This window comes from Ensifer sp. Root558 (assembly GCF_001427045.1).
In the GTDB taxonomy this organism is placed as follows: domain Bacteria; phylum Pseudomonadota; class Alphaproteobacteria; order Rhizobiales; family Rhizobiaceae; genus Ensifer; species Ensifer adhaerens.
Genome location: NZ_LMGC01000010.1, coordinates 58,024 through 84,201 on the forward strand (window position 1 = coordinate 58,024; position 26,178 = coordinate 84,201).

The window sequence follows — 26,178 nt, forward strand, 5'->3', positions numbered from 1 at the left end:
GAGGCCGGATCCCCGATCACGATCCGGGCGTCGTTGCTGGCTTCAGATAGAGGGTCGGAACCCCATATCTGTCCTTAAAGCCGAGAGAGGCGGACTGCACGTAGCCGTGGCTTTCCGCAAAGGCACGCATCGGCTTTTCCAGTTCTTCTTCAAAGCCAAGTAGAAACGCTGCCGGCGGGTCTTTCTCGAACAGAGCTTCAATCGTCGATGGCGATGTCATCTTATAGTACTTCGCCAGCTCGGGGCTCGTCATGTCGGCGGTGCGATAGGCAAACGGCCCAGTCGCCAACTCGGCATAGACATCGAGGCCGCCTTCCATCGGATAGATAGGCGCGAGCGTCGCAACCTTGCCGGTGACGCCGGCAGCCTGCATCCTCTCAGCAATCGTCACTCCTGCCTCATGCACGCGCATTGTCGTCCACTGCTGCGGATGGGTCGCGTTGCCGAGGTATTGACCAAGGCGCGGCGCGTTGACCGCAAGGACGACAAGTACGGCCGAGAGCAGGATTGGCCGCACCATGGGGAGCGCGCGCGGCCCGAGTGCCTCGAGCAAGAGACCGAATGCCAGCGGAAGGCAGACGAGCGGTGGTGCAAAATACTGCGGGAACCCGGGCGTTGGAACGAAGCTCAGCACAAAGCTGCAGAAGAGCACGCCCGCAAGCACCAGCAACTCCCCCATGCGCAGCTTTGGTTCGGCTGCCACATTGTCGGGGCGCCGGGCAAGAACGATGAACGCGATGGCGACGAGCGCCGCAAGCGCCACGGCCACGGCCGGCGCAAGCCATATATCCTGCGCCATGACCAGCTTCTGGGCGAGCGACATCGCACCGCCCTCCCCGTCGCCGCTCATCAGCCGCCAATACTGCGGATGCGGACCGGTATGGTAGCGCACCACATGAGCCAGGAAGAGCTGGGGATCCCTGACGAGATAGAAAAGGATCGGCGCCCCGCCGACAAGTCCGCCGACCAAAAGCGGCGTCGCGACCTTTACGATACGATCCTTCAGCGCCAGCGATCGCGGCAAAAGGAATGCGGTCACGGCCACAGCCGGGATGAAGGCGATGGCGCTCAGCTTGAAACACACGGCCAAAGCCAGCAGAAACCCGGCCAGCGCCACCAACAACGAACGGCGCTGTTCATTACGCAGGGCGAAAAGAAAAAGACTGAGGCCGAGAAAGGCCAGCGGCCACGGCAGAAAATTGTTGGTGGCGGTAACGCCCGTCTGCGTCAGGAACAACTCGTTCACCAGCGACAGGATGCCGACACAGACAGTTGCCCAAGCCGAGCGCGTCAACACGTACACCACGCCACCGACAGCAACAGTCAGGAGGACCCAGGCTAGGAAAACACCGAGGCGACCGCTTAAGAGCAGGTCGCTCGACCCGGTCAGCTTGCTGATGCCGTAGAAGTACCACGCGGAGGCCGGCGGATGATTGTAGAAGAAGTCGGCGTAGAGCGCATTTTCGCTCAAGAGCCTGGCCGGCGGGACATAGAGCTGCTCGTCTCGCCGTAAGTCGAAATTCATGATCCGAAGAAACAGAAAATAGAAAACGAACAGGAAGAACAGGGCCACGGCAACTTGATAGAAAATACCGACTGATTTTCCTTCCACCGAGTCCTGCTTTTCGGAAGAAACACTTACTGGATAGGTCATTCAAAAACTCCGAACAAACTTAGACGAAGTATAAAACACAGGCTCGCGACGGGAACGATGCAGTCGCACATGGCTTCAAATGCATCACACAGGATCGTAATGCGCAGCGACGCATGGCCTAGCGGGACAACCCCGACAAGCGTGCAAGGATAAACCTGACACATAAAAAGGCTTGCGGCCAAGCAGAATATAAGGTATTTCTTGTATATTAGTTACTTAACATAACGGAAACCCTGGGACTTATCCAGACATATTCCGTAGCCCGCAGGTAACCTCCTGCCTTTATTGTCGTGCATTTTTATCAGTTATTGAAAACACTCAAGTCGCGCATTGCATCGCGATTGCTCATGAATAAAACCTGAGACGTCAAACACTATCCCAAACATATATTCTTGGAGACCGCTATGAAAGTCGTTCTCTTTGCGGGAGGGCTTGGCTCGCGCCTGGCCGAGGAAACCACGCGTATTCCCAAGCCAATGGTCGAGGTTGGTGGCAAGCCCATCATTCTTCACGTCATGGATATTTACAGCCACTGGGGGCACCGCGACTTCGTCGTTGCCGGCGGCTATAAATGCATGTCTATCAAAAGCTTCTTCCATAACTTCCATCTGTCGACCGCGGACTTTACCGTCGCGCTGGGAAGCGGCTCAATGGTGCTGCACCCCAATCATCCGCTCGACTGGAATGTCTCTGTGGTGGACACGGGCCTGTCGACGATGACCGGAGGGCGGCTCCTTCGACTGCGCGAATGGCTCGACAACGAGCCCTTCATGGTGACCTATTCGGACGGCGTGGGAAACATCGACATCGAGGCGCTACTGGCGTTTCACCGCTCGCACGGGCGCCTTGCAACGGTCACCGCCGTGCAGCCGCCGGCCCGCTTCGGCAACCTCGAGATCGAGGGCGACCAGGTCGTCGAGTTCACCGAGAAGGTGCAGAAGAAGGAAACCTGGATCAACGGCGGCTTCTTCGTCTTTGAACCCGGCGTCCTCGACTACATTCCGAGCCTTTCCGAACCGCTCGAAATGTCGCCGCTGACCAATCTCGCCAGGGACGGTCAACTGTTCGCCTACAAGCATCACGGCTTCTGGCATCCGATGGACACGATCCGCGATCGCGATTACCTGAACGGGCTGTGCGAAAGCGAAGATCCGCCGTGGCTGCACTTTGAACGCGATCACCTGGCCGCGGCGACAGCCGCACCCTCCACCCATCACGTACGGATGTAGGACATGGCTTTGATCACCAGTGAGGTCGACCTTGCCGCGGCGTTCCGTGGTCGAAAGATCCTGATCACGGGACACACCGGTTTCAAGGGAGGCTGGCTCTCGCTCTGGCTAAGGCGACTGGGTGCATCGGTGGTCGGCCTCTCGCTGCCACCGTCGATACCGTCCTTCTACCTGGCGAGCGGCCTCGGCGACGTCATCGACGGCCATGAGGGCGACATCCGGTCTGCCGCCGACGTGGCGGGGGCAATCGACGGACAGGATTTCGATCTCGTCATTCACATGGCCGCGCAGGCCGTGGTGCGAGCCTCCTTTGAGAATCCGGTCGAGACCTATGCGACCAATGTCGTCGGCACCGCCATCGTGCTCGATGCGGCAAGGCGCATGAAATCCCTGAAGGGCGTGATCGTCGTCACCAGCGACAAGTGCTACGAGAACCGCGAATGGGTCTGGGGCTATCGGGAAAACGACCCGATGGGCGGGCGCGATCCCTACAGCTCGTCGAAAGGCTGCGCCGAACTTGTCGCAGCGGCCTATCGATCCTCGTTCTTCAATGACCCCAACGGGCCGCAGCTCGTCAGCGTGCGCGCCGGCAACGTCATCGGCGGCGGCGACTGGGGTGCCGACAGGCTCGTGCCCGATCTGGTCCGGTCGGTGGAAGGCGGCAACCCCGCGCGGCTGCGCAATCCGTCGAGCGTCCGGCCATGGCAGCATGTCTTCGAGCCGCTCCGCGGCTACATGATGCTGGCGGCGCACTTGCTTCAAGGCAGAACGCGCTTTGCCGGCGGCTGGAATTTCGGCCCGGACCAGGAAGCGACCGTCAATGTCGGAACGCTTGCCGACATGGTCGTTGCCCAATGGGGTGACGCGCCACCGAAATACATCGTCGAACCGCAGGTAAACGCGCAGGTGGAATCGACCATCCTGCGCCTCGACAGCACCAAGGCCCGCACGGAACTCGGCTGGAAGCCGGTGCTGCGCCTGCGCGACACCGTGGCCATGACTGTCGCCTGGTACCGCAAGTATCGGGAGGATCCGAGGAACATCCGGTCGTTCTCGGAGCATCAGATCGAGCAATACGCCGCCGCCTGGAAACAGGAAGTCGAACACGAAGCAAGACCATTGCCATTGCGCGACATCGGAGATTGGAAAGATGCGAGTTAATTACGGACAGTCCGTTTACGGTCAGGAAGAGATTGATGCCGTCGTGGCAGTCCTGCGCTCATCGACACAGATGGGCACGGCCGTCAGGACGATGCAGGAACGTGTCGCGATGCTCTTTGCGAAACGGCATGGCATCATGGTGAATTCCGGTTCGTCCGCGAACCATCTCGCCATCGAAATCGCCGACCTTCCGAAGGGATCGGAGGTCATCACGCCCGCATTGACCTTTGCGACGACCGTCGCCCCGATCGTGCGCGCCGGTCTTATCCCGGCTTTCGTCGACGTTGTCGAAGGCACCTACAATATCGATGTCGATGCGATCGAGCGGATGATTACCAGGAAGACGAAGGCGGTGATGATCCCTTCGCTGATCGGGAACCTGCCCGACTGGGATCGCATTCGCGCCATCGCCGACGCGCACAAACTGCTGGTGATCGAAGACAGCGCCGACACCCTCGGCGCGACGATCAGGGATACAAGCACCGGCGCGCGGTCCGATATCAGCACGACCAGCTTCTATGGCTCGCATGTCATCACCGCGGCGGGCAACGGCGGCATGGTTTGCGTCAACGACGACGAACTGGCGCGAAAGGCAATGCTCTATCGCTCCTGGGGCCGCACGTCCTCGCTCTTTGTCGAGTCCGAGACCATCGAGAACCGGTTCAACATCGATCTAGACGGCTTCGACTACGACGCCAAGTTCGTGTTCGAAGTGCTGGGCTTCAACATCGAACCGTCCGAAATGGGCGCGGCGTTCGGGCTTGTCCAGCTCGATCGGCTGCAGCAAAACATCGATGCGCGCGAGCGCAACTTCGCCAAGCAGCGCGCTTTCTTCGAGACCTACGAGGACTGGTTCGTTCTGCCGGAGCAATTGCCGCTTTCGCGAACCGGATGGCTGGCGTTCCCGATGACTGTGCGTGCCGATGCGCCGTTCACCCGCCGGGAGATGCAGATCTTCCTGGAACAGCGCGACATCCAGACCCGACCGGTGTTTACCGGAAACATCCTGCGCCAACCGGCGATGCGGGGGGTTCATAGCAAGGTCGAGCCGCGCGGTTATCCGGTCGCCGACGACGTGATGCGCGGCGGCATTTTGCTTGCCTGCCACCACGGCCTGACACAGGCGCACCTGGACCATATCCACCAGTCGTTCCGCGATTTCGCCACGCAGTTCACGAACTCCGGCGCCAGCAAGCGTCGCCAGCAGCAAGCAGCCTCCTTTGAGCAACCTGGAGCTTGAAAATGACACGCCTTATGAGATGCCGCGCCTGCCTTGCAGCCGACCCGCTGACGTTTCTCTGCATGGGCGATCACCCGCCGGCAAACAGCTTTGTGCGCCCGGAAGATGTGCCCGAGAAACAGCCCATGTATCCGCTAGACTCGCAGGCCTGCCTGACCTGCGGACTGATCCAGGTTTCCGACCAGGTTCCCGACGGATTCTTTGAGCACTATCTCTACGTCCCATCGAGCGCCACATCCATGCATGACCATTTTGCAGGGCTGGCCGGGATCTTGAAGAAGGCCGCCGGCGATGGGCTGATCGTCGACATCGGCTGCAATGACGGCCTCCTGCTTTCGGCGTGCAATAAGGCGGGCGGAAAGACGCTCGGCGTCGACCCGGCGGCAAACCTGGCCGAGATCGCCCGCTCGCGCGGTGTCAACGTCGACGTCGGCTACTTTACCCACAGCGGAACGGCCCGACTGATCAGTGAGTACGGTTCGGCAAAAGCGATCGTCACCACGAACACGTTCAATCATATCGGCGATCTTCATGACTTCATGGCTGGCGTCAAGGGCTGGCTGGCCGACGATGGTGTCTTCGTCATCGAAGTGCCCTGGGCGAAAAATCTTCTCGAAAACAACGAGTTCGACACGATCTATCATGAGCATGTATCCGAATTCAGCCTCCTCTCGCTCGTCAAGCTCGGCGAGTACTTCGATCTCGACGTCGTCGATGTTCATCGTCTCGGCGTGCATGGAGGCTCGATGCGGGTTTTCCTCAAACACGCTGCCACGGCCACGCCCCCGACGGCGATCGTCAGCGAGATGCTTGCGGAAGAGCTCGATGCAGGGATGCTCGAGGCGGATACCTATCTTGCCTTTGCCGAGCGCATCCGAAGGATCGGCGTCGATCTCATCGCCATGCTGGACCAGCTTAAGAAAGACGGCGTCACCGTCGCAGGCTACGGCGCCCCGGCCAAGGGAAACACCTTGCTCAACTATTTCGGCATCGGTCCGGATAGACTCGATTATCTCGTCGACCGCAACACACTGAAGCAGGGCCTATATTCGCCGGGCATGAAGATCCCAATCCGCTCTCCCGAGATATTGAAGGAGAACGCGCCGGACGTGTTGCTGGTGCTCGCCTGGAATTTCTTCGACGAGATCCGGTTGCAGCAGACGGACTTCGCCGCCCATGGCGGCCGGTTCCTCGTGCCGCTGCCCTATCCGACTATAGTCAACTAAACGTTCGCAACCGGTGTGCCCGTGCCGTCGGGCGCGGGCACACCGATCGCTCCAATCCGATCAGGCGCAGATAGGAAAAGGCGCATGTCGAGAGTACTGATCACCGGCGCGGCTGGTTTCATCGGCTCGCATATGGCGCGGGGCTCGCGGGATGCCGGCCACGAAGTTCACGTCGTGGTGCGGCCGGGTTCGGACGACAGCCGACTCGATGGCCTCGAAGCTTCGATCATCCGGCACGACTTCGACCTTCAGTCCGAAGACGCGATGAAGCGCTGCCTCTCGGAGGTGACGCCGGACATGGTCTTCCATCTCGCCGCCAAACCGAGGCGGCGCGAGGAAGCGGAACTCGCCGATGTAAAGGCCGGGACCAGCGAACATCTCAGCGCCCTGTTGAACTTGCTTGGCGCTGCAAGCAGCGTCGCTCGTCCGCCACAGAAGATCATCAGGACCGGATCCATCGCCGAGTATGGTATCGCAGCCACGCCCTATGACGAAGATGTCAGGGAAATGCCGGTCACGGCCTATGGCGCAGAGCTTGCCGCTGCGACCCATCTGGTCGGCGGGCTGCAGCGGCGCCTGCCCTTCCCCGTCATCACCGCCCGTTTGGCACTGGTCTACGGTCCTACGCAATCGACCGAATTCATGGTCCCCCTGTTCATCGAGCGCTGCCTCGCCGGTCAGCCTTGCATCGTTCACCAACCGGACGACCGCCGTGACCTGCTGCATGTTGGCGACGTCGTCGACGCCCTGCTGCGCATTGCCGACGCTCCGATCAGCACGCGTATCGTCAACATTGCAAGCGGCATCGCTCCGACCATGCGCGAGGTCGCAGCGCTGATCGTCGAGCGGACCGGCGCCGATCCCAACCTCATCGAACTCCGGGAGGGAAGGCCGTCGACGGGCAGGCGGGAATTGCGGGCTTCGGTCGCGCGCGCCAAGGACCTCTTCGGCTGGAGCGCGCGCATCCCGCTGCCGCAGGGGATTTCCCGTACCGTCGAATGGCAGAGGCAAGCGGTCGCGCCGCCCAGCGCAAGCAGTGCCGCGACAGCAAAAGACGGCCTAAAGGTGGTGGCCTCGCAATGAACAAGAGACCGAAAATCTCGATCCTGGTGCCTGCCTTCAACGAAGAGGCCAATGTCCGACGCGCTCATGAGGCAATCGTCGACGTGTTCCAAAGGTTGCCGGGATACGACCGCGAGGTGATCTTCACCGACAACCACTCCACCGACCGGACCTTCGATATTCTTTCGGAGATCTCGCGCGAGGACCCGACGGTCAAGGTCATCCGCTTCAGCCGCAACGTTGGCTATCAGAGGTCGCTGCTGGTCGCATATAAGAATGCGACAGGGGATTGCTCTGTTCAGATCGACTGCGATCTCCAGGACCCTCCGGACCTCATTCCGGGCATGGTCGACCTGTGGCTTCAGGGACATCAGGTGGTCTATGGCATCCGCCGGACCTTGAAGGACGGGTGGTTGACGACGCGCATTCGTCGCGCATTCTACTGGTGCATCAATGCGCTCAGCGAAGACGACCTGCCGCTCAATGCCGGCGAATTCCGGCTCGTCGATCGGCGCATTCTCGACGAGTTGCGCAAGGTCGACGATACGTCTCCTTATCTGCGCGGACTGATCAGCGCGATGGGATTTAAGCAGGTCGGCTTCGAATACGACCGCCAGGCCCGTGTTGCCGGCGAGAGCAAGTTTCCCTTCCGTGCCATGCTGTCGCTCGCGGTCGACGGCATACTAAATCATTCGCTGACACCGTTGAGGCTCGCCTCAGTGGCGAGCCTCGTCATGGGCACGGCCACGCTGCTGATGCTTCTCGGCTATCTCATCGGCAAGCTTCTCTTCGGCCAGGATTGGCCGGCGGGCTTTGCGACGACGACGATCCTGCTGCTGATTTCGATCACCCTGAATGCGATCTTCCTCGGCATCATGGGCGAATATGTGGGTCGCATCTTCATGCAGTCGAAACATCGCCCCACACCGATCATCGAGGCCTCGTTGAACGCTGAAATACATCGTCAGCCGCCGACGGCCGTACCGGAATGGAGGCGCGCGAATGTCGCGACCGACAGCCAACGGCAGTGAGAGGGGCCCTCGCGCTCACGCAACGCTGGCACGCTTCGCAGCCGTCGGGGCCGTGACGACGCTGCTCGATCTGGCGTTGTTCAACACCCTCTTTTTCCTGGGTGCACCGCCTTCGCCCTCCAACCTGCTATCCTATTCCTGCGGCATTGCGCTCAGCTACGTCCTTAACCGCACGTTTACCTTCCGTGCTGCCCATAACTACGTGCAGGCGGTAAAATTCGTTGTCGCGACGCTGGCCGGCCTTGCAATCTCGACAGTATTTGTCGCCAGCCTGGCAATGCTCATTCCTGCCCCCATAGCCAAGTTTGTCAGTATCCCCGTCGTCTTCTTGTGGAACTACCTGACGGCGCGGCTGTGGGTATTTCGTCATGCATCGGGGGAAGTCGCACCCTAGCCCGGCATGAACCGATTGTCGTCAAATAAAGCCACGGCGATATTTACTATATACGAAATTTAGAATATAAAGAGTGCTGGTAGTAAACAAGCTTTTCTGCGGTGCAGCGAAAAGATAGTCTGCAAACGAAATATAAATATAATTACAATTTTGCGATTTTTTATTTCACAAATACAATCTTTATAATCTTCCGCATGCATGAACTTGGAAATACTAATAAGGGTAAAATAGTTAAATCGTAGAAGTTTTCGTAAATAAATTTCGGAGTAACAATTTCATGTCGCTAACTCATTTGCAGCGCCTTGAAGCAGAGGCGATTCACATAATCCGTGAAGTCGCGGCGACTTTCAGCAAGCCGGTCATGCTCTATTCGATCGGCAAGGATTCCTCTGTAATGCTGCATCTGGCGATGAAGGCATTCTATCCTGCAAAGCCGCCCTTTCCCTTCCTGCACGTCGATACGACCTGGAAGTTTCGCGAAATGATCGCGTTCCGCGATTGGATTGCAGCGGAGCTCGGCATCGACCTCATCGTTCACATCAATCGCGACGGCGTGGAGCGTGGCATTGGTCCTTTCAGCCATGGCTCAAACGTGCATACGCACGTGATGAAGACGCTGGCACTTCGTCAGGCACTCGACAAGTATGGCTTTGACGCCGCCTTCGGCGGAGCCCGGAGGGACGAAGAGAAAAGCCGCGCGAAAGAGCGCATCTTCTCCTTCCGCAACAGCCAACACGCGTGGGATCCCAAGAACCAGCGGCCGGAAATGTGGAGGAGCTATAACACCCGCATCGGACCGAACGAGTCTATCCGGGTCTTTCCCCTGTCGAACTGGACCGAGCTCGACATCTGGCAATACATCCTCAGGGAAAAGATCCCGATCGTTCCGCTTTATTTTGCGGCGCGGCGCCCGGTTGTCGAACGCGACGGAGCGCTCATCATGGTCGACGACGACCGCATGCCGCTGGGCGAGGGCGAGAAGATCGAACGGCGAACGGTTCGTTTCCGCACACTCGGTTGTTACCCGCTCACGGCAGCAATCGAATCGACCGCCGCAACCCTTGAGGACATCGTCGGCGAAATGTTGACCGCCCGGACATCGGAGCGGCAGGGCCGGCTGATCGATTCTGACGAAACAGCGTCGATGGAACGCAAAAAGCGGGAAGGATACTTCTGATGACAGCCTTCAGCGCACGCGCAACCCCCAACAATGTCGCCGAGTATCTGGCCAAGCAGGAGAAGAAGTCGCTCTTGCGTTTTATGACCTGCGGCTCGGTGGACGATGGCAAGTCGACGCTCATCGGGCGGCTGCTCTACGACAGCAAGTTGCTCTTCGACGATCAGCTCGCCGCACTCAAGCGTGATGCCCATGGCCGCGTCGCCAGCCGCATCGACATCGACTTTGCCTCTTTGATCGACGGGCTCGAGGCCGAGCAGGAGCAAGGCATCACCATCGACGTCGCCTATCGGTTCTTCGCCACGGCGCGGCGCAAATTCATCGTCGCCGATGCTCCCGGACATGAGGAATACACGCGCAACATGGTCACGGCCGCCTCGACGGCAACGTTGGCCGTCGTGCTCGTAGACAGCCGAAAGGGTATCCTACGCCAGACGCGCCGTCATTCTTTCATCGCCTCATTGCTCGGCGTCCGGCACATCGTGCTTGCCGTTAACAAGATGGACCTCATGGGCCACGATCAGCGGGTGTTCGAAACGATCGTGGCTGACTACACGGCATTCGCGCAAAATCTCGGCTTTGCGACAGTGACGGCCATCCCGATCTCGGCCCGCTTTGGCGACAACATGACGAGCCTGTCACCGAACATGCCCTGGTACAACGGCGTCACTCTGCTCAATCATCTCGAAACGGTTGCGATAGATGACGACGAGGGAGAAGAAGAAACGCCGTTTCGCTTTCCCGTACAGCTCGTTATGCGCCCCAATCTCGACTTCCGCGGCTTTGCCGGCCAGGTCGCATCAGGCAGCATCGATGTCGGCGATCCCATCGTGGTGGCGAAATCCGGCCAGTGCTCGAAGATAAAGGAGATCGTAACATATGACGGCAAGCTCGGGCGCGCCGTCGAAGGCCAATCCGTAACGCTCGTGCTGGAGGACGAACTAGAGGTCTCACGCGGCAACATGCTGGTGCGACCCGAGGAACGTCCCCACGTTGCCGATCAGTTTATGGCCCATGTCATTTGGCTACATCCGGACCCGATGCTTCCCGGGCGCAGCTACGTCCTGCGGACCGAAGTGGACAGCGTCAGTACGACAGTCACCAGCCTGAAGCACCAGATCGACGTCAACACGTTCGCCGAAGAAGCTGCGAAGTCGCTCGGCATGAACGAGATCGGCGTGTGCAATCTGTCAACCCAGACGCCGATCGTCTTCGACAGCTACCGGTCCAACAGGACCACGGGCAATTTCGTGCTGATCGATCGTTTCACCAATGCAACCGTCGGCGCCGGAATGATCGACTTTCCGCTTCGCCGTGCGCTAAACGTGCATTGGCAGGCACTGGATATCAACAAGCGCGCGCGTGCAGCCCTCAACGAACAGCAACCGCGCGTTCTCTGGTTCACGGGCTTTTCAGGCTCCGGCAAATCGACGATCGCCAACATCGTGGAAAAGATGCTGCACGCCAAGGGACAGCACACCTTCCTTCTCGACGGGGACAACGTGCGGCATGGCCTCAACCGCGACTTGGGCTTTACCGAAGAGGACCGCGTCGAGAACATTCGTCGCGTCGCCGAGGTCGCTAAGCTGATGACGGAAGCGGGCCTGATCGTGCTCGTCTCGTTCATTTCGCCCTTCCGCTCGGAACGGCGCATGGCGCGGGAGCTGTTCGAGCCCGGTGAATTCATCGAGATCTTTGTCGACACCCCCATCGAGGAATGTGCTCGACGCGACCCCAAGGGGCTCTACAAGAAGGCTCTCGCTGGCGAAATCAAGAATTTCACCGGCATCAGTTCGCCTTATGAGCGGCCGGAGGCACCGGAGATCCACCTTCAGACCCTCGGTCAAGACGTCGAGATACTGGCGGGAGAGATCGAGGTCTATCTGCAGCAACAATAACGTCGCCTCTCATGGCGCCGGGCGCGTGGCGAGAGAGAACAGTGGGAGGGCGGGAATGATCGATACGCTGACAGCAGCCGCCATTGAGGCGGGCAAGGCCATTCTCGACGTCTATAGTCGCGATTTTGATGTCGATGAAAAAGCCGATAGCTCTCCGGTTACCGAAGCCGATCGACGTGCCGAGGAGATCATCCTTGCCATACTGGGGCGTGCCTTTCCCGAAATTCCGGTCATCGCCGAAGAGTCCGTGGCCGCTGGCGAAGTGCCCGATATTGGCGGGCAGTTCTTTCTGGTCGATCCGCTTGATGGCACAAAGGAGTTCATCAATCGAAGGAGCGATTTTACCGTCAACATCGCACTGATCCGCGAAGGCGAGCCCGTGAGTGGAATCGTCTTCGCTCCGGCGCGCAAGGTCGGGTATACCGCCGAAGGCGGCAAGGCGACCAAATTCCATGTGGCCGATGACTTCGTCGTCACGGAGATCAAGGAGATCCGCTGCCGGGAAAGACCTGAAACTCTGACGGCTGTTGCAAGCCGTTCCCACGCCTGCAGCCAAACAACCGATTTCCTCAAGAAGAACGCGATCATCGACTGCACGTCTGTCGGGTCATCGTTGAAATTCTGCCTCGTCGCCGAAGGGCTGGCCGACGTATATCCGCGATTTGGCCGCACGATGGAGTGGGATACGGCGGCAGGTGACGCAGTATTGCGAGCGGCCGGCGGCCGCGTAACCACAATCGACGGTCAACCATTTCTTTACGGAAAGAGACGCCAGCCCAACGATTGCGACTTTGCAAACCCCGGCTTCATCGTTTGGGGACATGATTGCCGTCCGTTCTTCGCGGAAGCAGATCGCCCCCCTCTGGGTGAAGGCCTGGCGGCAGTCGGATCCTAGAGGCGACCGCCGCAAACATGTTATCTGCTGCATTCATAACGTATCGGTTGAAGGAGACTGCCAGCCATGAGTGCGACCATTGATCTGTCGGTTTCGGACAGCACACCGAAAGATCCTGCCTCCGTCCGGCCGACTGACGCCGGCGGATCGGTCAAGGCCCGTAGCGTTGACTTTTCGTACATCGACTTTCTGATCATTGGCGCCACCAAGAGTGCGACCACCTGGCTCCAGCGATCGTTGCAGCAGGATCCCAGCGTCTACATGCCGGATCCTGAACTGCACTATTTCAGCCGAAACTACGACCGCGGTGACGATTGGTATCTGTCAAATTTCAATGGGCAAGGTCATAGGCAGTTGCGCGGCGAGAAGTCCAACTCGTATCTGGACGTGCCGCAGGCGGCGGAGCGCATAAGGGAAAAGATGCCACACGCTCGTCTGATCGCGCAATTGCGCAACCCGGTGGATCGCGCCTATTCTGACTATTGCATGCTCTATCGTCGCGCCGAAGTGGACCGCGATATCGCGAAGTACCTGGACCCAAGACAGGCGGCCGGTGGACGCTTCCTCAATGGCGGTCTCTATTTCGGGCAATTGCAAAACTATCTGGAAAGATATTCCAAGGAGAAGCTTCTTGTACTCTTTTACGAAGATCTGAAGACCGATGCTGGCGCGCAACTCAGTCGGGTCCGCAACTTCCTCAACCTTTCGAACGAACTGCCACCTTACCCGCTGACGCGGAAAGTCAAGGACAAGTCGGAGCCGGTCGTCAGCCCGCGCCTGCGCCGCATGTTGAACTCGTTGAAACCAATCGTCGCTCCGTTGCGGCAAACCAGGGGCTTTAAGAAGTTGCGCTCATTCATAGCGGGCGAAGTCCAGTATACGCCGCTGAGTGACGATTTACGCGAAAGAATGACTGAGTACTACGCCAGAGAGACGGAAAACCTAAGCGCGCTCGTGGGACGAGATTTGACAGGGTGGCTGAGAGGCGAAGCGATCAAACGTGACCACAGGTAACCGAACAACGCCGACGGTGACTGGTTGCGTTATGCGCCGTTTGCATTGGCGAAAAAAGAAGGATGCTGAGAGGATGGAACACTCGCAGAACGCATACAACTGCGTTGTCAATTGCATAGCTTCGCTGCATTTTCGCGAGTGAGGCGAGAATGACAGAATCCAATCATTGCACGGCGCCTCATCCCTGTTTCCCTAGACGCGCTCGTACCTTGGACATCCACCTGTCCGCGATCGAGCGCGGCGTCGTGTACTTGGCCGTCTTTCTTGCGCCTTATGCAACCTTACGGATTTCCGATCTCTTTTTTACTGTCAGCGACCTTTTGTTCTGCGTAAGCTTATTTTTGCTCATCATTCTGCGTCAGATCAGCAAAAGACCCCTCGACAATTTGACGGGTCCTTGGATTTTCGCGTTCATGCTTCTATTGATTGGGATGATGGTCGGCAGCTTGGTCCACGGTCGGCCCGATCGTGGAATAGTCGTTATGGCGCAGTATTTCTTCGCCTATCTTATCTTAATGCTCGTCCTCATCCGAAGTGACACTCGAGAAACCTACCGCCTAGCTGCAATCTTTCTTTTCAGCGTGCTGCTGATCGATCTTCATGGAATAATCACGTTCTACACCGTGGGTTACGTTCCCAGCGATGGAAAGGGAGTGGTAACTGGAGGAAAGCGCCTCGCGACCATGCTTCGAAATCCCAATCTTGCAGCTGCGATAAATGCGTTGACGCTTCCAATTCTTCTTTATTTCTGGTCTTCCGGACGCCTGAGGTATTGGATTGCCGTCCCGGCCGTTGTGCTCGTAGTCGGAACCGTTGTTTTGACAAGCTCCAACAGCGGTCTATTCGTAACTGCAATATCGATAATTGTCTTTGTCGCGCTGATCTCGACTCGTCGGCTGGTTATGCGATTGTCGCTAACAACGGTCCTGGTCGTTGCGGCGCTAGCAATCTTCGGCAGTAAAGATATGTTGCCGCAAACATTTCAGAAGCGTGTGTTGGGCGCTCTTTCCTCAGGTGACATCGCCGAAGCGGGAACCTTCGCCTCAAGAGCTGAGCTTATGCAAGAAGCGCTTCAAATCGTTTCCGACGACAAGATCTGGTTGGTTGGCATTGGGGCGGATCAGTTCCGTGAGAGAAGCGTGCAGGATGCTCCTGTCCATAATCTTTACCTCCTTCTTTGGGCTGAGGGTGGTCTGGTTGCGCTCTTCGGCTGGTTGATGTTTGCCGCGGTAGGCTTCCTCCTATGGCTGGCAGTGAAGCGCGGGGGCGGAGATAAGTATGCCGCCGCCGCCGTGCTGACCACCATCGCTGCGCTGCTCACGATCGCTCTGTCCAACCCGCACATGTATGCAAGATATTGGACTATCCCGGTATTTTTAACATTTGGTCTGGCATTGGTGCGCCTTAAGCGCACCCATCCCCGGCCCGACAGGAGTATTTGGATGGCGACGGGCGAGACTGCTTTGACAAGCCCCGGCAGACAGCCTCAAGGTAAAGGGCTTCTTAATCCCTAACTCTTTCAAATACTTCTTTACCAAGATGCATGTTAGGATCAAGGATTTCGTAGCCATACTTTTATCCATTAAATTGAGTTCATAAACGGAGTTGGGCCAATGACAACGTTCGTTCTTGATGACAGCGGAACTGGTCGCGCCCGCTATCGCGAAAGTGTGGAGTCTGCCATCCATCGAGACGGCCAAACTATGGGCATCTCTGATGCGCGGGCCCTGCTAAAACGACGCCGCTGGCTCATTGCCTCCGTCATAATCGGTTGCACGATGCTGGCAGCGATTGCGTCCTTTACTCTGCCGAAGAGTTACACGGCGAGCTCGCAGGTTGTCTTGGAGCGAAAGGATGTACGGCCATACGCGACAGATGCGGCCTTGACATCGATCGACCGTGACCGCTCGGCGGCGGAAACCGAAATGGACGTTCTACAATCGCGCCAGTTCGCTGGACGCATCGTTGATCGATTGAATCTCGTCAAGGACCCGAAATTCAATGCCTATGCCCTTTACAAGGAAAAGCCGCCGAGCACGAGCGAGCGGTTTCTCAGATCCCTCGAGAGCGCCACGGGCCTCGTTCTGCTTCCAACGGATGGCGCCAAGGTTGTTCCCGGTCCTAAAGAACAGCGCGATCGTGCTATATCTGCGCTGCTTTCTCAGTTCAATGTGAGCCGCACTGGGGAAAGCCTCGCCGTGCGCATTACGGTGGTCAATCCGGATCCAAAGCAGGCTGAAGAAATTGCAAACACCATCGCGTCTCTTTATGTGCAAACCTCGCTCGAATTTAAGCAGAACGAACGCATAGCAGATACGCAACGGGCCCTTAACACCGGAGGCGCTGTAGCATTCCTCCGCCAAAGCATGACGCAACCGCTTTTGATTACGCTGCGCAACGAAGAGGCCCGTTTGCAGCAAGAAAGGGCCGAACTTGCATCTAAGCTGGGAAAGAGCCATCCGCAAATGGTGGATGCGGACGCACGAATTGCGGGTGTCCGCACGATGATCGAAGACGAAGTCCAGCGGATTCTGTCGGACCTTGAAGCAGAATCGCTAAAGCCTAGTGCACGAATCGTGTCGATGGCTGAAACACCAAACTCACCGTCATTTCCTCGACCGGGCGTGATCATTCCAGCTGCACTAGTTGGCTCCACCCTTCTAAGCCTTTTGCTGGCGCTCTTGGTCGAAATCACGGATACCCGGATCCGCAGCGGACGACGCGTTGCGGAGCTCCTTGGGGCCCCCAACCTCGGCTATGTTCCAAAAGGATCGAAGCAACTATCGCAGGGTGTTCAGCGGCCTTCCTCAATTGCGGACTGGACCAGGTTCTCATCCGCGGAAGCAGAACGGTCCGTCTACATGACCTGCCGCTTTTCGGACGCAAAACAATCTCACCGCGTCCTGATGATGACTTCGTGCCACGATAACTCAGCCAACGCCTCGACGGCTTGGGGCGTCGCAACGGCGGCCGCCGCCGACGGCCGCTCCACCGCATTCTTGAATCTGGACTCGCGGCCGGACATCGGACCTCCACAAGGTACGGAGTCCTCTCTGCGACCGATCGAACGGTACCTCAGGAACGAAGCGTTGTTGTCGGAGGTTGTCCAGACCGTCTCGACCTTGCCTGGCTTTGGGTTCATCGATTTGACACCGTCAAGGGCGGGTCCAGTCAGATCTTTGGACTCGAACAAGCTCCGCGACCTGATAGCAGATCTCAAACAGAACGGTTTTGACCTGATCATAATTCATGCCCCACCGGCGCTAACGTCTGGCGATGCCAATTGGCTCTCTCCCTTCGTCGATGGTGTCGTCTTGATGTTGAGCTGGGGCGAAACGACTGAACAGCAGCTACTGGATGCCGTGGTCCAACTGCGCTTGAATCATGCCCAATTGATCGGAACGGTTATCCATCAAGTGGATCCCCGGATTCACCTCAGCCATCAGTACGGGGGGGTGGTGCTGACATCCAACCGTGTCCCCGCTGCTCGAAACTGGAGACCAACGCCAGTACGCAAATGGACCGGAAACCCACTCCCACCGCAGGCAGCGTTCAAACCTTCTCCCGAACAGAGACAGGCCCCAATCGATGCTTGACGCTTCGGCTGAGGAATATCGAGCGCGAACAAAAATCGGAGTTGATTTCAACCCGGTGAGGGAGTGCCCATACGTTCATCACATCGCGGGATAAAACGGCATGGCCAAGATTCAACGTACTCATCCGAGGTGGGCCGCCTTGTCAGAGGTGTCGGATTTGGCACTGACTGTTATTGACGTCAATAAGGACAGTGCGAAATGGAACGGCTTGAGATTATCGATAGCGGCCGGCGGCGACGCTTCAGCGACGACGCAACATCCAGTTGCCACGCTCGTGCGAGCCGGCGCCATTCATATAACTGCGAACCTCTCGGCGACAATCTGCAGTTCGTCTCTGTGAGCTATTCGGAACGCGGCTTGTGTGCGACGACGGCGCGGCGACATGGGATATCGAGTGCCCAGTCGAAGCCCGCCCAGGCCCAACGCTCGTTATGCAGCGTCAGCCATAACAGCGCCAAAACGGCATGGTCGATCTTGTGTCCTCATCGATCTCCCTGAACCGACGTTACCACGCGCGGTGCTCAAAATCATGCGGCCCCCTCGGATGGATACGAATTCGGGAAAGTTATTCGGCAATCAATCCTTTGGAGACTCCAGATCGCCGGCTAGGTAATGAAGAAACTCCTCCAAATTTGTCCATCCGTCGCCATCGGCATCCTGTTTGCCGTCCTCGGTCACGGATGGATTTAGCTGGTTTGCAATCTCCCAGTCATCAGCGATGCCGTCCCTGTCGTTATCGTCGTAAGGCACGCCCGCTGCAAGTTCCGGCCAGCCGCCGACGTCGCTTGGGTCTGTCTCCAGCAGATGCCCCTCCCGCTTGCGGACCTGTTCAATGATACGCTGATCAACGGCGTCGCGTCGTGGTTTCGTTGCGCCGGCGTTTTCAAGAACCTCGTCATAAGCTGTCGACGATGGGGAGGCGCGAACAGGAGGCGCATTAAATGGTTTGGTTGCTACGTTCCTCCTGTGCTGCTCCGCAATTACGAGATTTTCGGGTTGTCCGGCATCTACGCGGTAAGGCTCGTCATAGTTATCCTTCAGGTAAATCGAGTGCCCAAGGCCACTTTCGTCAAAGAGATGCACCATGTGGTCATCTCTTAATTTTCTTCCGCCGATCTTGTAGTTGCCGACAACATTGGCCCGTGTTCGAGCCCACTCGTCGCCAAAACTCACGACATACTGCCATTCTGGCGAATAAAACACGTTGTTCACCACATCCGCCACAGCACCGGGAATTTTCATCTTTATCTGCGGATTCCTGAATTTGCCAAAGGCGAAAAGAGTGTGATGTACGGTGACATTGCCCCCCTTGGTGAACAGCATATTCCGAGCCCGGTTCTCTTTCTGCGGGCCTCCTTGCAACAGTGGTTCGCTCGCAATTCCCCACTGCCACGTGAAGTTGGTGGCGTCTTCTGAATCGACTATCTCATCCGAACCCCAACTTACCGAGATATGGTCGAGCATAATGTTCTTTGCCCCCTCTGAATACATTCCGAGCGCTCCTGAGCAGCAGGAATAGACCGCGTGGGGACCGGGTCGTAGTCGAAGGTGCCTGATGATCACATCATTCGTCAGAATTTCAATCGAGGGCCGGATTTGTTTCTCGCCGTTGCGCACGGCAATCCCGCCTCCTGGCGCCGTCTCTCCAGCGATTGTCAGGAAGGGGTTGCGAACGACCAGCGATTTCCGCCGCAGGGTGATCGTCCCACCGGTTCGAAAAATGCAGGTGCGCGGACCGACGGCATCTATACACTCCCGCAGAGAGCCCGGCCCCGCCTCCTCGGTGTTCGTTACGAATATCGCCCGGCCGCCTCGTCCTCCAACGGCGCCCGCACCGAAACCTTCAGCCGTTGGAAAGGCGCGCTGGCGACTATCTGACAGCTTGGGCGGCAATGGCTCACGCATCGCGCTACTTTCCTGGGCCATTGCCGCTGGTGGCAGACCCCACGATGCGACAAAGATGCCAACATACAAGAGCCACTCAGTGAACCTAAAACGAAACTCGCCAAAATCGCCTGCCAGCCTTTTCATCAAAAAATATCCATGGACCGTTACAACATAGAATCTGATGCCGGCAGGCCCTCTACGTCGACGAATCGCTGGACCTCGGGCACCCGTAGACCTTGCTTAAAGATATCCGTACCGCTTCAGCATCCACCCACCCAAACGTTGAAACGAGAGCTGTTGACCGACAGGCATCCGTGTTCTCCAAGACTCATCTTTTTGCAAAGTAATGCCTGCATTCATCCGCAATCGATTCCCGGCAACCTGATGCTCCGGATCCAAAGGCTCTCCGGCTCCAAGGGATAATCCAATCTGGTGCAAATCCAGGTCGAGAAATGATCCAATTTGCTGCATCACGGCAGCAGGGTTTGATGCAAAGTCCTCATATCTCACGCGCAGAATTCGCTCGGTACCAAGCTTGCGGGACAAATACTCGACCGCCAGGTTGACCACGCTCCATCGCAGCGCCGTCCTGAGAACCGATTTGGCACGGATTTCCTTCTGAAACCCGGACTTTGCATCTCGACCGTAGCTTCTCGACAATGACCAAGCGACACCACGCCCATCACGCACAAGGTGAATAACGCGCATGTCAATCCCAGGTATTTGCGCGAGCGCCATCGCTCTACCCGGCAGCTTCGAAGAATCTACGATCAATTTCTGGCTGGAACACGACGCCATTATTTCAAACAAGCGCTTAGTTCGAACCGAATATTGCTCGAATGATCTGCCCAGGCCGATGTTGCAGACTAGTTTTATCAGAACCGAAAGCCCCTCGAACTTTTTCTGAAGGGCGCGGTATTCGGCCAACATCCTGGTATCGTCATCGTCCGACCATTCCTGGCAGACCGCGCTCCAGAAAGAGCAATCGCAAATGGGATTTCCGCAAGCACAATACTCGTTGTGAGCCCAAACATGCCGTGTCAGTGCCGATATTTCGCCCGCACCGACAATATCCTCATGTTGTCCAAGCGCTATATCGAGTATTGTTGATCCGCTGCGGCCATAGCCGGCAATATAAACAACGCGAATTGGTTGAGTTCCCATAGATGGAAGCCTTCCTTTAACGAGGCTCTCACTTTATCGTCGTGAGCTGGACCAGATACGTTGCATAGCCACGTGTACCACAATTAATGATTATGCAGTAGTGTGCAATACAATTGACTTATGCCATCTATGTGAGTTTTCTTGCTATATTTGTTCAAAGAAGATGTTCTTGCTTTGGCGCTGATCTCGCGCCAATGCTCTTTGTCCAGCAACAGGCGTTCCATCGGCACAACGAACGCCTTGGGATTTTCCGGCTCTACCAGATAACCGGTGAAGCCATCTTCAATCGCCTCCGGATTTCCTCCATGATCAGTCGCGATTACGGGGGTTTCCAGCAGCATGGCTTCGATCAGTGTCCGCCCGAAAGGCTCGTTCACAGCCGGCACCAGCAGCGCGTCCAAGGCGCTCATACAGGGCGCGACCGGGGTCCTAAAACCCATCAAATGGATTCGGTCAGAGATACCAAGCGCGTGCGCGCGTTGACGAACCCTCTCGTCCATATCAGGGTGTTCGGGTAAAGCGCCTCCGAAAAGCAGGCCGGCAAGCGGGAAGTCTGGATGACGCTCTAGGAAGGCATGCACTGCTTCCACGAAACGAACGGGCCGTTTGCGATCCACCAACCCACCGACATATCCGACGAAGCGGGTCTCCGGAGCGAGGTGGAGTTCGTCGATGAAACCCTTCCGGCAGACCTCTCTATCCGGTAAGGTCGGAGGGTGCTCAAACGGACTGTGCAGCACGGTAAACTTGTGCGCGACGGGAAGTAGCGGTTTCGCAGGCTGAACAAACCTTGAGACGCCCACGATATGATTGGCCAGAAGTGGCGCGACGGTCCTGACGCCCTGGGCCTTCGGATCTCCGCGGTGATGCCACACGAGTTTGCTGCCGGAAAGCCTTGTTGCCAGCGCCCAGGTCGCGTGCATCTGGCCGTCATTGGTGTGCACGATGTCTATCGAGTTGGCACGCAAGAACCGAACAAGAAGCGCGGTGGTGCGAACTAGCGCCCTCGCGCCCGCCAAACCGGCCGCCAGGCCCCCGCCTCTTGCGGTCGGCAAAAGACTGACATCTGGCGCCAAGATCGGCGAAAGCCCGCACTTCCTCAAGTATTCCTCAAGAACGAGACCGCTTCGGTGAACCACGACAATCGGCTCGAATTTCTCCCTGTCGAGCCCAGCGATTAGACCTACAGCAGAAATATGGCTCCCCCCCAATTTGTCACCGCCAAAAGGAAAAGCGATTATAATCTTGCGGGAGGAATTATTGGAACTTTGCGCTGACACCTTCATTTGGACACGCACGACGCCCTCCCCTCAACAAATAATAAACTAAATATCTTATAAAATATACTACAGATATTATGACACTTATCGTCAATCAGCAAATGAATTAAACAGGTTCTCATCCGAATACATTCTCTGAACCATCGCCCGGCGTTAACTTGCAAAACGGCGACCTTCTGCTTGCCTCAACAACGTCTTCCGCATCGAATGCCGCTACACTTTAGGTGTACTCTGTCGTGCGGCCCACAATCGTCGCTCGCTGATCCGATCGCCCAAAACCATTACCAGAACCGTTTCAACAGTGATCTTGAGGTCAAGCCAGAAGGATCGGTTGGCAATGTACCAGAGATCGAGATCGAGCTTGTCGTCGTTCGAAAGAATGGCATTGCCGCTGATCTGGGCCCAGCCGGTGAGCCCCGGACGGACGCTGCAGCGACGAACCCCGCGCTCACCCAGCGCATCGATCGTCTCCGGAAGAATCGGCCGCGGGCCGATGAGACTCATATCGCCGATCAGGATGTTCCAGAACTCGGGCAACTCGTCCAGACGCGTCCGGCGAAGCAGAAGCCCGAACCGCCCTGTGCGCTCGGCGTCGCTGAGGAGACGCCCTTCGGCGTCCCGTGCATCCGACATCGACCGAAACTTCATCATGCGAAACGGGCGCCGGTCGAGCCCCGCCCGGGTCTGGTAAAACAACACGGGCCGCCCGAGCCAGATGGCGACCGCAATCCCGACCACCAGCATGATCGGCAGGCTCAATAGGCCCGCGATCAACGCAAAGACGATGTCAAAGCACCGCTTCATCTGCAACTCCCATGCACGGGTCGGCACATGGCCGGGCAACCGCGTCCCGGCTACTCGACCTTTTCCGAAATCGCGGCTTTATGCCCGCGCTTCCATTTTAATCACCAGCGCGCGTTGACCTAGAGCGGGAAGAGACGCTTCGGTGACGACGGCATGCAAAATGCGGGCGGCCTTAGTCATCGCCTCTTCGCTCTGCGCCGGATCAACGAGAAGCGCGATACTGGTTTCGCCCAGCCGGCGTGCGACCGGGAGCCGCTCGGAGGGCGAAAGCCCAAGATCGGTAAAGCACTTCTCCCGGTAGACCTCCGAGCAGCTTCCGGAAAAACACGGCACGCCCGCCGTATTCATCGCCGCGACGATCCAGTCGCGGTCGTGTCCGGGCTTCAATGCCTCCGGGCGAACGAAAGCGTAGTAGCGGTAATAGGCGTGGTGATATCCCTTCGGCAACGTCGGCACGCGCAACGCTACAAGCTCTAGGGCCACCTCGTCGAGGATCGCAGCGTTGCGAGACCTTGTCGCGTGCCATCCCGGAAGGCGCACCAATTGCCTCGAGCCGAGAACGGCCGAAAGCGATGTCATCCGCCAGTTCGTGCCGATCGTTTCATGCAGCCAGCGGAAACCCGGCGGGTGCTCTCTGAGGAATGCTGCGTCATAGGATTTGCCGTGGTCCTTACGGCTCCAGGCCTTCTTCCATAGTGCCTCGTCGTCAAGAGCGATGAGGCCACCCTCGCCGCCGGTCGTGATGATCTTGTCCTGGCAAAAGGAGAATGCGGCGATATCGCCGAAACTTCCGACCGGCTTGCCGTCAATCTCCGCTCCGTGGGCCTGCGCGCAATCCTCGATCACCCATAGTCCCGCCTGTCTGGCAAGGGCCATGATTTCCGGCATGTCGCAGGGAAACCCGGCCAGGTGGACCGCGATGATGCCCTTTGTCCGGCTGGTGATCTTCGGTGCGATCGTTGCGGCGCTGATGTTCTGGCTATTCTCGTCGACATCGGCAAAGACGGGAACGCCGCCGCAAAACGAAACACACGACGCTGAGGCGACGAAGCTGCGCGGTGTCACGATCACCTCGTCGCCGGATTCGAGACCGAGCGCGAAAAGCGCCAGCTCCAGCGCAAGTGTACCGTTTGCAAGCGCGATGGCGTGCTTGCGCCCAAGTGCACGGGCATAGGCTTCCTCGAAGGCTGCGACGTGCGGCCCGGTCCAGGCATTCACCTTGCCCGACCTCAGGACCGCGGCAACATCCGCAATCTGTTCCTCGTCATATACCGGCCACGTCGCCACAGCTTGCTCCCTCGCTCGACTGAAAACTCCGGAAATATCAGATGACCTGCCGCACCATCACGAAGGCCTCGGCGGCCGATTTCAGCACGGTTGCGCCGCGCAATGTGGCGAGCGCGTTCAAGGTCTCGAGGCTGCGCTCATGCGGCGGCGCCCGAACCTGGGACTTGAACGCCTTCATCGCCGCAAGCTTTCGAGCGATATGGTCGCTGATGTCGACAAACACATTCGGTGCGAAGCCCGGCGTCACATAAGGCGCGTTCCAGTTGGTTTCCGACAGCGTCTCGTAAGCCAGGATCACCTTGGGATAACCGGGCTGATGCGGCCTTGAGGCCACCATCGACGACAGGAAGATCAATTGATGATCGACATGCATGTCACCGACAAAGGGGATGATCAGCGTCTGCGGCGCGATGGAGCGCACCAGCTCAAACAGCGCGGCGTTAAGAGCCGAATGGGAGGTTTCGGAAAGGGCTGCGGCGGGAAAGCCCAGCCAGCGCGTTTCCTTGACCCCGAGAATCCGATGCGCCTCATGGGCTTCGGCCTGAACGGCTTCCACCGAGGCGCGATCATAGGCCGGTGGTTTTCCCTCCGTGACAACAGCCACGAAGACGTCGCTTCCTTGCGCCGCCAGCCGCGCCATCGTTCCGCCGGCGCCCAGAACCTCGTCGTCGGGATGCGGTGCGATGACTAGCGTTCGTCCGAGCGTCTCCATCAGGCTCATCTTACGGCCTTGGTCGTCACAGCGCTCAGGTGTGACTTCGCCACCTTCGACTGCCTTACATTACAAGCCGAGGCGGTGTTTCCTGGCTGCCATCCGCCTTCAATTCTACGCCTCAAACTACTCTCCTGTTCACGATACGAGGTATGGCGGGCGCTGCGATTACATTCCCGCGATCGAAACGACGATCACATCGCCTGGCAACACGTCGGTGAGAGCGCTCGCCTTGATACTCGTTCGCGCCTTGACCGGACCGCGGCGGATCTCGTAGACGAATGAAATCTCATTCTGCTTTTGCGTATCGGTGTCTGCTGCGGCCAGGAGCAAATACTGCTCCTCGGTAGTCCGTCGAACGGTCTCCAACTTCTTGAGCGTCGCTTCCCTTTCTTGAAGCAACGTCAGGATTTCCTTCTCGCGGTTGGCCTGTAGAGTCGCGAGCTGCAGTTTGAGATTTCCGAGTTCGCGGTTCTGGCGACCGATTTCCGCATAGATTTCAAGCAGTCTCGACTTCTCATTGGAGGTTGCGGTCTTTACGCGAGAAAGCTGCGACTCCGTGTTCAGTTCGCGTTTTCTGAGCGTGATGGTACGTTCCACCTCCTGCTCATTAAGAGCGACCACCTCCTCCTGCTGTTCCTTGAGCTTACCCAGAATTACGAGGCTTGCCTCGGTTTGCGTCACCCCCTGCTTGAGGATTTCACTCTGGTTCATCGTCGACACCAAATCCGTCTTCAGGATTTTCTCTTCGAGCGAGATGATTGAAGCGATCGCCGCGTTGTCAATGTATTTCTTAACGCTTTGAGGCAAATCGGTGAGGTCGACCTTATCCGAGCCACGCAACTGTGCATAGAGGCGCGCTGTATAGATCCCCTCGCGCACGATCTCGACATCCGTTTCGTCAAGACTTCCGCGCAGCTTGGCTAGTGCTATGATCCGGTCCGCAGGATTTGTGGCGGCGGATTGCGCACCGCCGGCAAGGCCAACGGCCTGTTCGACTATCAGACCCGGATAGTACGGGAATGAGCCCGGGGCCCTGACCACGCCGACAACAAAAACCGGACGATAGGTTGCTACGCTTAGCGAAAGTTTCGGATTCTTAAGGACCTGACGCGCCAAGAACTCGTCGTGGAGCGTCTTGATCGCTCCAGAGATCGTTTGTCCCTCGATCTTCACGGCACCGATAAAAGGAAAAGCCGCCGCTCCATCGGCGCCAATCGTCAGCGAGACTGGCAGCTCTGCGTCGTCAAGGATGTCGAACGACAACACATCCCCGGGGGAAAGCTGATACCCCGCCGAACCCGCCTGCGCCATTGCTCCAACTGCGAAGGTCGGTATTGCCAAGGCAAATGCGGCGAGCAGGATTGAAACAAGGTGTCTCGCGAATTGAAGCATTGATTGAGCCGGAAACCTCATGATTCCCTCTGAACAATGAATGAAACGGACTGAAACAACTAACGAATTACT

21 protein-coding genes are annotated in these 26,178 nt (G+C 57.7%); 13 read left to right on the forward strand and 8 right to left on the reverse strand.

Translation table 11 applies throughout. From position 1 onward, the window contains the following. Nucleotides 1-16 precede the first annotated feature (16 nt). A complete protein-coding gene (locus ASD63_RS12625; protein ID WP_060529416.1) occupies nt 17-1,654 on the reverse strand; it encodes a glycosyltransferase family 39 protein in 1,638 nt (545 codons plus the stop codon). A 404-nt stretch (nt 1,655-2,058) separates the two neighbouring features. Between ASD63_RS12625 and rfbF the strand changes: the two genes are divergently transcribed. The 13 genes from rfbF to ASD63_RS12690 all read left to right on the forward strand — a co-directional run bounded on the left by rfbF (nt 2,059) and on the right by ASD63_RS12690 (nt 17,577). Further along, nucleotides 2,059-2,883 (forward strand): glucose-1-phosphate cytidylyltransferase, encoded by an 825-nt coding sequence (gene rfbF / locus ASD63_RS12630; protein WP_060529417.1) that lies wholly within the window; start codon nt 2,059-2,061, stop codon nt 2,881-2,883. Between the two features lie 3 nt (nt 2,884-2,886). Continuing rightward, entirely contained in the window at nt 2,887-4,044 is a 1,158-nt protein-coding gene (gene rfbG, locus ASD63_RS12635; protein ID WP_082572864.1) for a CDP-glucose 4,6-dehydratase, read from the forward strand. Further along, nucleotides 4,034-5,284 carry an aminotransferase class I/II-fold pyridoxal phosphate-dependent enzyme gene (locus tag ASD63_RS12640; protein ID WP_060529418.1) on the forward strand — a complete coding sequence of 417 codons (1,251 nt, stop codon included), beginning with the start codon at nt 4,034-4,036 and terminating at the stop codon, nt 5,282-5,284. The genes rfbG and ASD63_RS12640 overlap by 11 nt, the downstream gene beginning before the upstream one ends. A 2-nt stretch (nt 5,285-5,286) precedes the next feature. Further along, on the forward strand, nt 5,287-6,510 hold the full coding sequence (locus ASD63_RS12645) for a class I SAM-dependent methyltransferase (protein WP_060529419.1): 1,224 nt from the start codon (nt 5,287-5,289) through the stop codon (nt 6,508-6,510). 84 nt (nt 6,511-6,594) lie between these two features. After that, a complete protein-coding gene (locus tag ASD63_RS12650; RefSeq protein WP_060529420.1) occupies nt 6,595-7,593 on the forward strand; it encodes an NAD(P)-dependent oxidoreductase in 999 nt (332 codons plus the stop codon). Continuing rightward, nucleotides 7,590-8,603, forward strand: coding sequence for a glycosyltransferase family 2 protein (locus ASD63_RS12655; RefSeq protein WP_060529421.1), 1,014 nt, complete (start codon nt 7,590-7,592; stop codon nt 8,601-8,603). Before ASD63_RS12650 ends, ASD63_RS12655 begins: the two co-directional genes overlap by 4 nt. Beyond that, nucleotides 8,575-8,997 carry a GtrA family protein gene (locus ASD63_RS12660; RefSeq protein ID WP_060529422.1) on the forward strand — a complete coding sequence of 141 codons (423 nt, stop codon included), beginning with the start codon at nt 8,575-8,577 and terminating at the stop codon, nt 8,995-8,997. Before ASD63_RS12655 ends, ASD63_RS12660 begins: the two co-directional genes overlap by 29 nt. A gap of 277 nt (nt 8,998-9,274) precedes the next feature. Beyond that, nucleotides 9,275-10,174: a sulfate adenylyltransferase subunit CysD gene (gene cysD, locus ASD63_RS12665; RefSeq protein WP_060529423.1), complete on the forward strand. Its 900-nt coding sequence runs from the start codon at nt 9,275-9,277 to the stop codon at nt 10,172-10,174. Then, on the forward strand, nt 10,174-12,072 hold the full coding sequence (gene cysN, locus ASD63_RS12670; protein WP_060529424.1) for a sulfate adenylyltransferase subunit CysN: 1,899 nt from the start codon (nt 10,174-10,176) through the stop codon (nt 12,070-12,072). Before cysD ends, cysN begins: the two co-directional genes overlap by 1 nt. A 55-nt stretch (nt 12,073-12,127) precedes the next feature. Next, nucleotides 12,128-12,967 (forward strand): 3'(2'),5'-bisphosphate nucleotidase CysQ, encoded by an 840-nt coding sequence (gene cysQ, locus ASD63_RS12675; RefSeq protein WP_082572865.1) that lies wholly within the window; start codon nt 12,128-12,130, stop codon nt 12,965-12,967. 66 nt (nt 12,968-13,033) lie between these two features. Next, nucleotides 13,034-13,981, forward strand: a complete 948-nt coding sequence (locus tag ASD63_RS12680; RefSeq protein WP_060529425.1) for a sulfotransferase — start codon at nt 13,034-13,036, stop codon at nt 13,979-13,981. 149 nt (nt 13,982-14,130) lie between these two features. Then, nucleotides 14,131-15,495 (forward strand): O-antigen ligase family protein, encoded by a 1,365-nt coding sequence (locus ASD63_RS12685; protein WP_060529426.1) that lies wholly within the window; start codon nt 14,131-14,133, stop codon nt 15,493-15,495. 99 nt (nt 15,496-15,594) lie between these two features. Further along, on the forward strand, nt 15,595-17,577 hold the full coding sequence (locus ASD63_RS12690) for a tyrosine-protein kinase domain-containing protein (RefSeq protein ID WP_060529427.1): 1,983 nt from the start codon (nt 15,595-15,597) through the stop codon (nt 17,575-17,577). A gap of 576 nt (nt 17,578-18,153) precedes the next feature. Here the strand turns inward: ASD63_RS12690 and ASD63_RS12695 are convergent. The 7 genes from ASD63_RS12695 to ASD63_RS12725 all read right to left on the reverse strand — a co-directional run bounded on the left by ASD63_RS12695 (nt 18,154) and on the right by ASD63_RS12725 (nt 26,127). Then, nucleotides 18,154-19,608, reverse strand: a complete 1,455-nt coding sequence (locus ASD63_RS12695) for a hypothetical protein (RefSeq protein WP_060529428.1) — start codon at nt 19,606-19,608, stop codon at nt 18,154-18,156. A 96-nt stretch (nt 19,609-19,704) separates the two neighbouring features. Beyond that, nucleotides 19,705-20,628: a sulfotransferase gene (locus ASD63_RS12700; protein ID WP_060529429.1), complete on the reverse strand. Its 924-nt coding sequence runs from the start codon at nt 20,626-20,628 to the stop codon at nt 19,705-19,707. A gap of 83 nt (nt 20,629-20,711) precedes the next feature. Beyond that, the gene (locus ASD63_RS12705) at nt 20,712-21,926 is read right to left on the reverse strand and encodes a glycosyltransferase family 4 protein (protein WP_156623628.1); all 1,215 of its coding nucleotides are present in this window, start codon (nt 21,924-21,926) and stop codon (nt 20,712-20,714) included. A 195-nt stretch (nt 21,927-22,121) separates the two neighbouring features. Continuing rightward, nucleotides 22,122-22,751, reverse strand: a complete 630-nt coding sequence (locus tag ASD63_RS12710; RefSeq protein ID WP_200953486.1) for a sugar transferase — start codon at nt 22,749-22,751, stop codon at nt 22,122-22,124. Between the two features lie 39 nt (nt 22,752-22,790). Beyond that, the gene (locus ASD63_RS12715; protein ID WP_060529431.1) at nt 22,791-23,999 is read right to left on the reverse strand and encodes a DegT/DnrJ/EryC1/StrS aminotransferase family protein; all 1,209 of its coding nucleotides are present in this window, start codon (nt 23,997-23,999) and stop codon (nt 22,791-22,793) included. 37 nt (nt 24,000-24,036) lie between these two features. Further along, complete coding sequence (locus ASD63_RS12720; RefSeq protein WP_060529432.1) at nt 24,037-24,720, reverse strand: PIG-L deacetylase family protein; 684 nt, start codon at nt 24,718-24,720, stop codon at nt 24,037-24,039. Nucleotides 24,721-24,879: 159 nt separating this feature from the next. Beyond that, the gene (locus tag ASD63_RS12725) at nt 24,880-26,127 is read right to left on the reverse strand and encodes a polysaccharide biosynthesis/export family protein (RefSeq protein ID WP_082572867.1); all 1,248 of its coding nucleotides are present in this window, start codon (nt 26,125-26,127) and stop codon (nt 24,880-24,882) included. Between the last annotated feature and the right edge of the window lie 51 nt (nt 26,128-26,178).